Below are 9,378 nucleotides of genomic sequence, written 5' to 3'. Positions count from 1 at the left end.
ACAGCTGCGAGCCCTGTCCGCGAAACGCTGCGCTCCTCGGCGGCCCAGAGGGGCTGACCGGGCCGTACCGCATACCGGGCGCTGGTCGTGGCGTTGATGCTGTGGCCCTCACCCCAACCCCCTCCCAGAGGGAGAGGGAGCAAGACAGGGAACGGGGTCCGAAGAGGGGCGATCAACTACTGCTCTGACCGCGGCGATGGGTGCTGTGTCCTTGGGCGGCCGTTGAGGCACCGCCGAGCAGCGGAGCGACGGGCGGACAGGGCTCGCAGCTGTTTGAGCGCAGCGAGTTCTGCGAGACCCCGCCCGTCGTGAGCAGCGCAGGGAAGCCGCGAAGCGGCCGGTGACGTCGGCCGCCCAAGGGCACAGCGCCCATCGCCGAGCCCCCGAACAGCAGGTTCAGAACAGCACGCGGCTCCGAATAGTCCCGTTCACCTTCGCCAGCTTCTCCAGCGCCAGGTCCGAAGAGGCAGCGTCGATGTCCATCACCACGTACCCGACCTTCTCGTTCGTCTGCAGGAACTGGGAAGAGATGTTGATGTTGTTGTCCGAAAAGATCTTGTTGATCTCGGACAGCACGCCCGGCACGTTGCGGTGAATGTGCAGCAGACGGTGCTTCCCGGGATGCGCGGGCAGCGCCACCTCGGGGAAATTGACGGAAGAAGTCGAGGTGCCGTTGTCGCTGTACTTCACCAGCTTCTCGGCCACTTCCAGCCCGATGTTGGCCTGCGCCTCCATCGTCGAGCCGCCGATGTGCGGCGTCAGGATCACGTTGTCCAGCCCGCGCAGCGGCGACTGGAATTCGTCCTTGTTGCTGCGCGGCTCCACCGGGAACACGTCGATGGCGGCGCCCAGCAGCTTTTTCTCTTTCAGGCCCTTGGCCAGTGCTTCGATTTCGACCACCGTCCCGCGCGACGCGTTGATCAAAATCGAACCCGGCTTCATCGCGGCGATTTCGGCCTCGCCGATCATCCATTGCGTGGCCTGCGTCTCGGGCACGTGCAGCGTCACGATGTCGCTCTGTGCCAGCAGCTGGTGCAGTTCGCGCACCTGGCGGGCGTTGCCCAGCGGCAGCTTGGTGACCACGTCGTAGAACGCCACGTGCATGCCCAGCGCCTCGGCCAATACCGACAGCTGCGCGCCGATGGAGCCGTAGCCCACGATGCCCAGCGTCTTGCCACGGATTTCGAAAGCGTTGTCGGCCGACTTGAGCCAGCCGCCGCGGTGCGCCACCGCGCTTTTCTCGGGCACGCCGCGCAGCAACAGGATGGCTTCGGCCAGGACCAGTTCGGCCACCGAGCGGGTGTTGGAATAGGGGGCGTTGAACACCGCCACGCCATGCTCGCGGGCAGCTTCGAGGTCGACCTGGTTGGTACCGATGCAGAAGCACCCGGCGGCCACCAGCTTGTGCGCGGCGGCAAAGACCTCGGCCGTCAGCTGGGTCCGCGAGCGGATGCCGACGAAGTGCACGTCGGCGATCTTGGCCTTGAGTTCGGCGTCGGGCAAAGCGCCCGGCAACGACTCGATATTCGTATAGCCGGCGGCGCGCAGCACCTCCACGGCCGAAGGGTGGATGCCCTCGAGCAAAAGGAACTTGATCCTGCTTTTGTCGAGGGAGGTTTTGCTGCTCATGACGGTCTCGCGGAAGCCCCGGCCACGGCAACAGGCTAGGCCGAAAAAAGGGGAAGGCGATGCTAGCATGGTGCAACGCAACATGCAGGGCCAAGGCCCGCGCCGGGCTCCGATGGCAACAAGGCCAAGGGGGTTTCCCCGATTGGAATAGGCCCCGGGTCCGTGCGCCAATGTGACGCGGCCGTGTCACTTACATGCCCTAGCATCCGCGCTTTCTATTTTTCCCTTCAGGAGTCTTCATGCGATTCAAGACGCTCGCGCTGGCATCGGCGCTGGCCGCCACGCTGTTCAATGCAGCCCAGGCCCAGACAGAGATCCAGTGGTGGCATTCCATGACCGCCGTCAACAACGAGTGGGTCAACGACCTGGCCAAGCAATTCAACGAGAGCCAGAAGGAATACAAGATCGTGCCGACCTTCAAGGGCACGTACGACGAATCCATGACGGCGTCCATCGCGGCCTTCCGCGCCGGCAACGCACCGCACATCCTGCAGGTGTTCGAAGTGGGCACCGCCACCATGATGGCCAGCAAGGGCGCGATCATTCCGGTCGGCCAGGTCATGAAGGACGCGGGCGAGAAGTTCGACCCGGCCGCCTACATCCCCGCCGTGGCCGGTTATTACACCGCCCCCAACGGCCAGATGCTGAGCTTCCCGTTCAACAGCTCGACCACCATCTTCTATTTCAACAAGGACGCCTTCAAGGCGGCCGGCCTGCCGACCGACAAGGCACCGGCGACCTGGCCCGAAGTGGTGGCAGCCGCCGCCAAGCTCAAGGCCAGCGGCCACAAGTGCCCGTTCACCACGGCATGGCAGAACTGGACGCAGGTCGAGAGCTTCTCGGCCTGGCACAACGTGGAATTCGCAAGCAAGGCCAACGGCCTGCAGGGCCTGGACGCCCGCCTGAAGGTGAATTCGCCGCTGCACCAGCGCCACATCGAGAACCTGGCCAGCATGTCCAAGCAGGGCCTGTTCATCTACAAGGGCCGCGGCAACGTGCCTGAAGCGTCGTTCGTGTCGGGCGAGTGCGCCATGATCAACACGTCTTCGGGCTTCTACGGCAACGTGGCCAAGAACGCCAAGTTCGCCTACGGCCTGGCACCCCTGCCCTACTACCCGGACGTGCCGGGCGCACCGCAGAACACCGTGATCGGCGGCGCCAGCCTGTGGGTCATGTCGGGCAAGAAGGCCGCCGAATACAAGGGCGTTGCCAAGTTCTTCAGCTTCATCTCGACGCCTGAAGTGCAGTCCGCCAGCCACAAGCGCACGGGCTACCTGCCTGTGACCACCGCTTCGTACAAGCTCACCGAAGACTCGGGCTTCTACAAGCAGAACCCCGGCACCGACGTGGCCGTGACGCAGATGATCCGCAAGGTCACCGACAAGAGCCGCGGCATCCGCCTGGGCAACTACGTGCAGATCCGCGCCATCGAGGACGAAGAGCTCGAACAGGTCTGGAACGGCAAGAAGACGGCCAAGGAAGCCCTGGACGCCATCGTGACGCGCGGCAACGAACAGCTGGAACGCTTCCAAAAAGCGAACAAAAGCTAACGATTGATAACCCGGGCCCTCGTGTCCGGCTAATATCGCCCGCCCTGCTCCCCTTCCCGAAGGCGAGCACGGCGGGATTTTTTACGTAGAGGGTTCATGGAAAAACGCGTTTTCTTTCGCTCGGGCTGGCTGCCCTGGCTGCTGCTGACACCGCAGATGGCGGTGATCCTCGTGTTTTTCTTCTGGCCGGCGGGGCAGGCCATCCTGCAGTCGCTGCAGCAGCAGGACGCGTTCGGCACCTCGGTCGAGTTCGTCGGGTTGCAGAACTTCAAGGAACTGTTCAACGACCCGGCCTATGCCGAGTCGTTCAAGACCACCGCGCTGTTCTCGGTGCTGGTGGCCGGCATCGGCATCAGCCTGTCGCTGATGCTCGCCGTGTTCGCCGATCGCATCGTGCGCGGCGGCATGTTCTACAAGACCATGCTGATCCTCCCGTACGCCGTGGCGCCCGCCGTGGCGGCCGTGCTGTGGGTCTTCATGTTCTCGCCGTCGCTGGGCGTGGTGGCCTACGCGCTGGGCAAGATCGGCATCAACTGGAACCACCTGCTCGACTCGGGCCATGCCATGACGCTGATCGTGATGGCCTCGGTGTGGAAGCAGATCTCGTACAACTTCCTGTTCTTTCTGGCCGGGCTGCAGTCGATTCCGAAGTCGCTCATCGAGGCCGCGGCCATCGACGGCGCGCGCCCGTGGCGCCGCTTCTGGACGGTGCAGTTTCCGCTGCTGTCGCCCACCACCTTCTTCCTGCTGGTGATCAACGTGGTCTACGCCTTCTTCGACACCTTCGCGATCGTCGATGCGGCCACCCAGGGCGGCCCGGGCAAGGACACGACCATCCTGGTCTACAAGGTCTACCACGACGGCTTCAAGGGCCTGGACCTGGGCGGCTCGGCCGCGCAGTCGGTGGTGCTGATGGTGATCGTGGTGGCGCTGACCGTCATCCAGTTCCGCTACGTCGAGAAGAAAGTCCAGTACTGATGAAGCAACAAGAAAAAACCGAACTCGGCGGAGCGCGACATGGTTGAGAAACGCGGCACCCACGGCATCCTGGCCCACGTCATCATGATCCTGGGCGTCCTCATCGTCGCCTTCCCGCTCTACCTGGCGTTCGTGGCCTCCACGCACACCGCGCAAGAGATCGTGCAGGCGCCGATGCCGCTGCTGCCCGGCTCGAACATCGTCGACAGCTACAAGGGCGCGCTCTTCGGGCGCGAGAACAGCGCGGGCTCCAACGCCCCGGTGGCGCACATGATGTGGGTGAGCTTCGTGACGGCCATGGTCATCGCCATCGGCAAGATCACCATCTCGCTGCTGTCGGCCTTCGCCATCGTCTACTTCCGCTTTCCGTTCAAGAAGATCTGCTTCTGGGCCATCTTCGTGACGCTGATGCTGCCGGTGGAGGTGCGCATCCTGCCCACCTACAAGGTGCTGTCGGACCTGAACATGCTGAACACGTACGCGGGCCTCACGGTGCCGCTGATCGCGTCGGCCACGGCCACCTTCCTGTTCCGCCAGTTCTTCCTGACGGTGCCGGACGAGCTCACCGAAGCCTCGCGCATGGACGGCGCAAGCCCCATGCGCTTCTTCTTCGACGTGCTGCTGCCGTTGTCGAAAACGTCGATTGCCGCGCTGTTCGTGATCCAGTTCATCTACGGCTGGAACCAGTACCTGTGGCCGCTGCTCGCGACCACCAGCGAAGACATGTACCCCGTGGTGGTCGGCATCAAGCGAATGATTGCCGGCGGCGACGGGCAGAACGAATGGAACGTCGTGATGGCCACCGCCATCCTTGCGATGCTGCCACCCGCGCTGGTGGTGATCCTGATGCAAAAGTGGTTCGTCAAGGGCCTTGTGGATACCGAGAAATAAAAAATGGCAGCTCTTTCCCTACGCAACGTCATCAAGCGCTACGGCCACGGGCCGAAAGCCAACCAGGTCATCCACGGCGTGAGCGCCGAGATTGCCGACCATGAATTCATCGTCATCGTCGGGCCCTCGGGCTGCGGCAAGTCCACGCTGCTGCGCATGGTGGCCGGCCTGGAAGAAATCTCGGCCGGCGAGATCTCCATCGGCGGCAAGGTCGTGAACGAACTGGAACCGTCCGAGCGTGACATCGCCATGGTGTTCCAGAACTACGCGCTCTACCCGCACATGACCGTGTTCGCGAACATGGCCTACGGCCTGAAGATCGCCAAGGTGCCGGTGCCCGAGATCAAGGTGCGCGTCGACAAGGCCGCAAAGATTCTCGAACTGGGCCACCTGCTCGAGCGCAAGCCGCGCGAGCTGTCGGGCGGCCAGCGCCAGCGCGTGGCCATGGGCCGTGCCATCGTGCGCCAGCCGCAGGTGTTCCTGTTCGACGAACCGTTGTCGAACCTCGACGCCAAGCTGCGCGCGCAGACCCGCCTCGAAATCCAGAAGCTGCACCGCGAGCTGGGCATTACCTCGCTGTTCGTCACGCACGACCAGGTCGAGGCCATGACGCTCGCACAACGCATCATCGTGATGAACGGCGGCGTGATGGACCAGTTTGCGACGCCCGAAGAGGTGTACTCGCGCCCTGCCACCACCTTCGTCGCCAGCTTCATCGGCTCGCCGCCCATGAACCTGCTACGGCACGCACCGGGCGTGCGCCCCGGCCAGATCCTGGGCATCCGCCCCGAGCACATGAAGCTCGACGAAAGCGGCTGGACGGTGCAGGTCGAGCAGGTCGAACTGCTGGGCGCCGAGCGCCTGGTGTACGGCCGCATCGGCGACGAGCAGATCATCATGCGCACCGACGAAGGCGACCATCCGCCAGTGGCCGGCGACACGGTGAAGATCGCCGCGCGCGAAGACAAGCTGCACTGGTTCGACGCCGGCTCCGGCAAGCGCGCGGACTGAAGGCAGGCGGGACCGATGGCGGCACTGAAACCCTGGCCCTACCCCCGCTGGGTCGCGCATCGCGGCGCCGGCAAGCTCGCGCCCGAAAACACGCTCGCGGCTTTCAAGCTCGGCGCCTCGCACGGCTACCGCATGTTCGAGTGCGATGCCAAGCTCAGTGCCGACGGCGTGCCCTTCCTGATGCACGACGCCACGCTCGACCGCACCACCAGCGGCCAGGGCATCGGCGGCGCGCAGCCCTGGAGCGCGCTGTCGCAGCTCGACGCGGGCGGCTGGCACTCGCGTGCATTCGCCGGCGAGCCGCTGCCCACGCTGGAAAACCTGGCGCGCTATTGCCGTGCCAACGAGCACCTGCTCAACATCGAGATCAAGCCGACGCCCGGCACCGAGCGCCAGACCGGCGAAGTGGTGGCGCGCGAAGCCGCGCGCCTGTGGCAGGGCGCGGCCATTCCACCGCTGCTCACGTCCTTCCAGGTCGAGTCGCTGAAGGGCGCGCTCGCCGTGCAGCCCGAGCTGCCGCGCGGCCTGCTGCTCGACACGCTCTGGAACGGCTGGCTCGACACGGCCCGCGACCTCGGCTGCGTGGCCATCGTCTGCAACCACGCGCTGTGGGATGCCGCCGTGGTCGCGCAGGTGCACGGTGCCGGCCTGCGTGCGCTGAGCTACACCGTCAACGACGAATGGGCCGCGCAGCGGCTGATCGACCTGGGCACCGACGGCATCATCACCGACCGGGTGGACCTGTTCAGTCCGGCCAGCTGAAGCTGCACTGACGCACTTACTTCTTACCGGCCCTTACGACATGGCGGCTTCTATGATGCGGCCATGAGTTGGACCCTACGCCTCGCGACCTTCTGCCTCGGCGCCCTGCTGACGTACGGCGGCGCGATGGCGCAGCCAGACAGCAACCTCAATGGCGCCAACAGCGCCGCCCCCGCGGTGCCGGCGCCCACCGTGGCCGAACTGCGCGCGCAGTTCACCAAGCTCTCGGCCGAGGCCGAAACCGATGAAGACGCGCGCAAGCTGCTCTCGCAGATCAACGACATCGGCACGCAGGCCGACAAGTTCGTCACCGCGCGCACCGGCGAGCTGGCCGACCTGAATGCACGGCTCGGCGAGCTCGGCAACCCGCCGGCCGCCGGCGCCACCGAAGACCCCGACATCACGCGCCAGCGCGCGCGCCTGACCAAGGAGCGCAACGCGCTCGACGCCGACATCCGGCTGGCGCGCCTTCTGTCCGTCGACGTGCGCCAGCGCGGCACCGACCTGGTCAGCCAACGCCGGGCGCTGTTCGAGGCGCAGCTCACCGAGCGCGCGGCCTCGCCGCTGACGGGTGAGTTCTGGAGCGACCTGAAGGAAGCCTGGCCCGACGACCTGGAGCGGCTGAAGGCCATGGTGGCCTCGGCGGAAGGCAGCCTGCGGACCGCCCTGCAGCCCGAGACTCGGCTGCAAATATTTGCCGCCCTCATTGCTGCCCTGCTGCTCGCGGTGCTCGGCACGTGGGCCGCCGAACATGCGCTGACCCGCATGGCCGCGCGCTTCCTGCCGGCCGGGCGCCTGCGACGCTCGGTGCTGGTGATCGGCATCGTGGCGAGCCACGTGCTGCTGGTCGCGGTGGCCGCGCATGGTTTTGTCGAAGTGCTCAAGGAATACGCCACCTGGGAACCGAAGGCGCGCAAGGCGCTGCAGTCGGCGGCACAGGCCATGGTGTTCATGGCCTTCGTGATCGGGCTGGGCCGCGGGCTGCTGGCCACGCGCCGCCCTTCGTGGCGGCTGCCGCCGATTCCCGATGCCATGGCCACGCGCCTTGCCGCCCTGCCGTGGCTGGTCGCGCTGGTGGCGGCGCTGGCCTGGACGCCGGCCGAGGTCAATGCGCTGATCGACGCCAGCTTCGCGGCCGTGGTGGCCACGCACGTGCTCACGGCGCTGGTGCTCACCGGGCTGGTCGGCGTGGTGCTGTACCTGCTGAAGCCGCTGCGCGCCGATGCGCCCGAAGCCGGGCTGCCCGAGCGGCCGATGTGGGTCGGCCTGCTGGTGGCGCTGATCGGCGCGCTGATGATCGCGATCTGGGTGCTGGTGGCGCTGGGCTACGTGGCGCTGGCGAGCTTCATGGCCTCGCAGATCACCTGGAGCGGCATCGTGGCCGCGGCCTTCTACGTGCTGTTCAAGTTCGCCGACGACGTGTTCATGGCCATCGTGTCGTCGCGCAGCAGCTTCGGCCAGCGGCTGCAGAAAACCTTCAACCTGGCGCCGCAGACGCTGGACCAGGCCGCCACGGTGCTCTCGGCAATCAGCCGGGTTGCGCTGTTCTTCTACATGCTGGTGGCGCTCGCCGCGCCGCTGGGCACCGGCCCCGGCGAGGTGTTCCAGCGCAGCGGCAAGTTCGGCTCGGGCGTGAAGGTGGGCGAGTTCCAGCTGGTGCCCGGCGCCATCCTGAGTGCCCTCACGGTGGCGGTGGTGGGCTTCATCGTGCTGCGCGTGTTCAAGCGCTGGCTCGAGCGCAGCTACCTGCCCAACACGCAGCTCGAACCCGGCATGCAGAGCTCGATCACCACGCTGCTGGGCTACGTGGGCGGCATCCTGGTGATCGCGTTCACGCTGTCGGCGCTGGGCATCGGCGTGGAGCGCATCGCGTGGGTAGCGAGCGCGCTGTCGGTGGGCATCGGCTTCGGCCTGCAGGCGATCGTGCAGAACTTCATCTCGGGGCTGATCCTGCTGGCCGAGCAGCCGGTGAAGGTGGGCGACTGGGTGGTGCTGGGCACGGCCGAGGGCGACGTGCGGCGAATCAACGTACGCGCCACGGAGATCCAGCTGGGCGACCGCTCGACGCTGATCGTGCCAAATTCGGAGTTCATCACGAAGACGGTTCGCAACATGACGCTGGCGAATGCCGAGGGCCGCGTGCTGATCCGCCTGCCGATGCCGCTGACGACGGATGCACAGCGGGTGCGCGAGCTGATCCTTGAGGCCTGCCGCGCGCACGAAGGGGTGCTGGAAACGCCGGCACCGTCGCTGACGCTGGAAGGCATCGAGAACGGGCTGCTGATCTTCCAGGCAATCGCGTATGTAGCGAGCCCACGGTTGGCGGGCGGTGTGCGCAGCGACCTGCTGTTCGTGATCCTCGACGAGCTCAAGAAGGCATCGCTCCCGATGGCGACGCCGACGACCTTCATGATGGCGCCCAGCGAGCCGGCTGCTGCGCCTGCCGTGCCTTCGACTACCAATTCGCCGATTCCGGGCGTGTCTGGCTGACGCCTATCTGCCATCTCGGTTGGCGTTTTGGTGCTGCTGCTTGGTCCATTCAGGGCGCCGCTCACGC

Annotated in this window: 7 protein-coding genes; 6 read left to right on the top strand and 1 reads right to left on the bottom strand. The window is 66.0% G+C overall.

Features of this window, described 5'->3' with window-relative positions:
• Nucleotides 1-396 precede the first annotated feature (396 nt).
• Nucleotides 397-1,629 (bottom strand): phosphoglycerate dehydrogenase, encoded by a 1,233-nt coding sequence (gene serA / locus DBV14_RS13110; protein WP_124459615.1) that lies wholly within the window; start codon nt 1,627-1,629, stop codon nt 397-399.
• 239 nt (nt 1,630-1,868) lie between these two features.
• Between serA and ugpB the strand changes: the two genes are divergently transcribed.
• The 6 genes from ugpB to DBV14_RS13080 all read left to right on the top strand — a co-directional run bounded on the left by ugpB (nt 1,869) and on the right by DBV14_RS13080 (nt 9,311).
• Nucleotides 1,869-3,179, top strand: a complete 1,311-nt coding sequence (ugpB, locus tag DBV14_RS13105; RefSeq protein WP_124459614.1) for a sn-glycerol-3-phosphate ABC transporter substrate-binding protein UgpB — start codon at nt 1,869-1,871, stop codon at nt 3,177-3,179.
• Between the two features lie 96 nt (nt 3,180-3,275).
• Nucleotides 3,276-4,157 (top strand): sn-glycerol-3-phosphate ABC transporter permease UgpA, encoded by an 882-nt coding sequence (gene ugpA, locus DBV14_RS13100; protein ID WP_124459613.1) that lies wholly within the window; start codon nt 3,276-3,278, stop codon nt 4,155-4,157.
• Nucleotides 4,158-4,196: 39 nt separating this feature from the next.
• A complete protein-coding gene (gene ugpE / locus DBV14_RS13095; RefSeq protein WP_124459612.1) occupies nt 4,197-5,048 on the top strand; it encodes a sn-glycerol-3-phosphate ABC transporter permease UgpE in 852 nt (283 codons plus the stop codon).
• 3 nt (nt 5,049-5,051) lie between these two features.
• Nucleotides 5,052-6,059, top strand: a complete 1,008-nt coding sequence (ugpC, locus tag DBV14_RS13090; protein ID WP_124459611.1) for a sn-glycerol-3-phosphate ABC transporter ATP-binding protein UgpC — start codon at nt 5,052-5,054, stop codon at nt 6,057-6,059.
• A 15-nt stretch (nt 6,060-6,074) separates the two neighbouring features.
• Complete coding sequence (gene ugpQ / locus DBV14_RS13085) at nt 6,075-6,821, top strand: glycerophosphodiester phosphodiesterase (RefSeq protein ID WP_124459610.1); 747 nt, start codon at nt 6,075-6,077, stop codon at nt 6,819-6,821.
• Nucleotides 6,822-6,884: 63 nt separating this feature from the next.
• On the top strand, nt 6,885-9,311 hold the full coding sequence (locus DBV14_RS13080; RefSeq protein ID WP_124459609.1) for a DUF3772 domain-containing protein: 2,427 nt from the start codon (nt 6,885-6,887) through the stop codon (nt 9,309-9,311).
• The last annotated feature ends 67 nt before the right edge of the window (nt 9,312-9,378 follow it).

The organism is Variovorax sp. KBW07 (assembly GCF_003852515.1).
Taxonomy (GTDB): Bacteria; Pseudomonadota; Gammaproteobacteria; order Burkholderiales; family Burkholderiaceae_C; genus Variovorax.
This window is presented reverse-complemented; position numbering and strand designations above follow the sequence as displayed.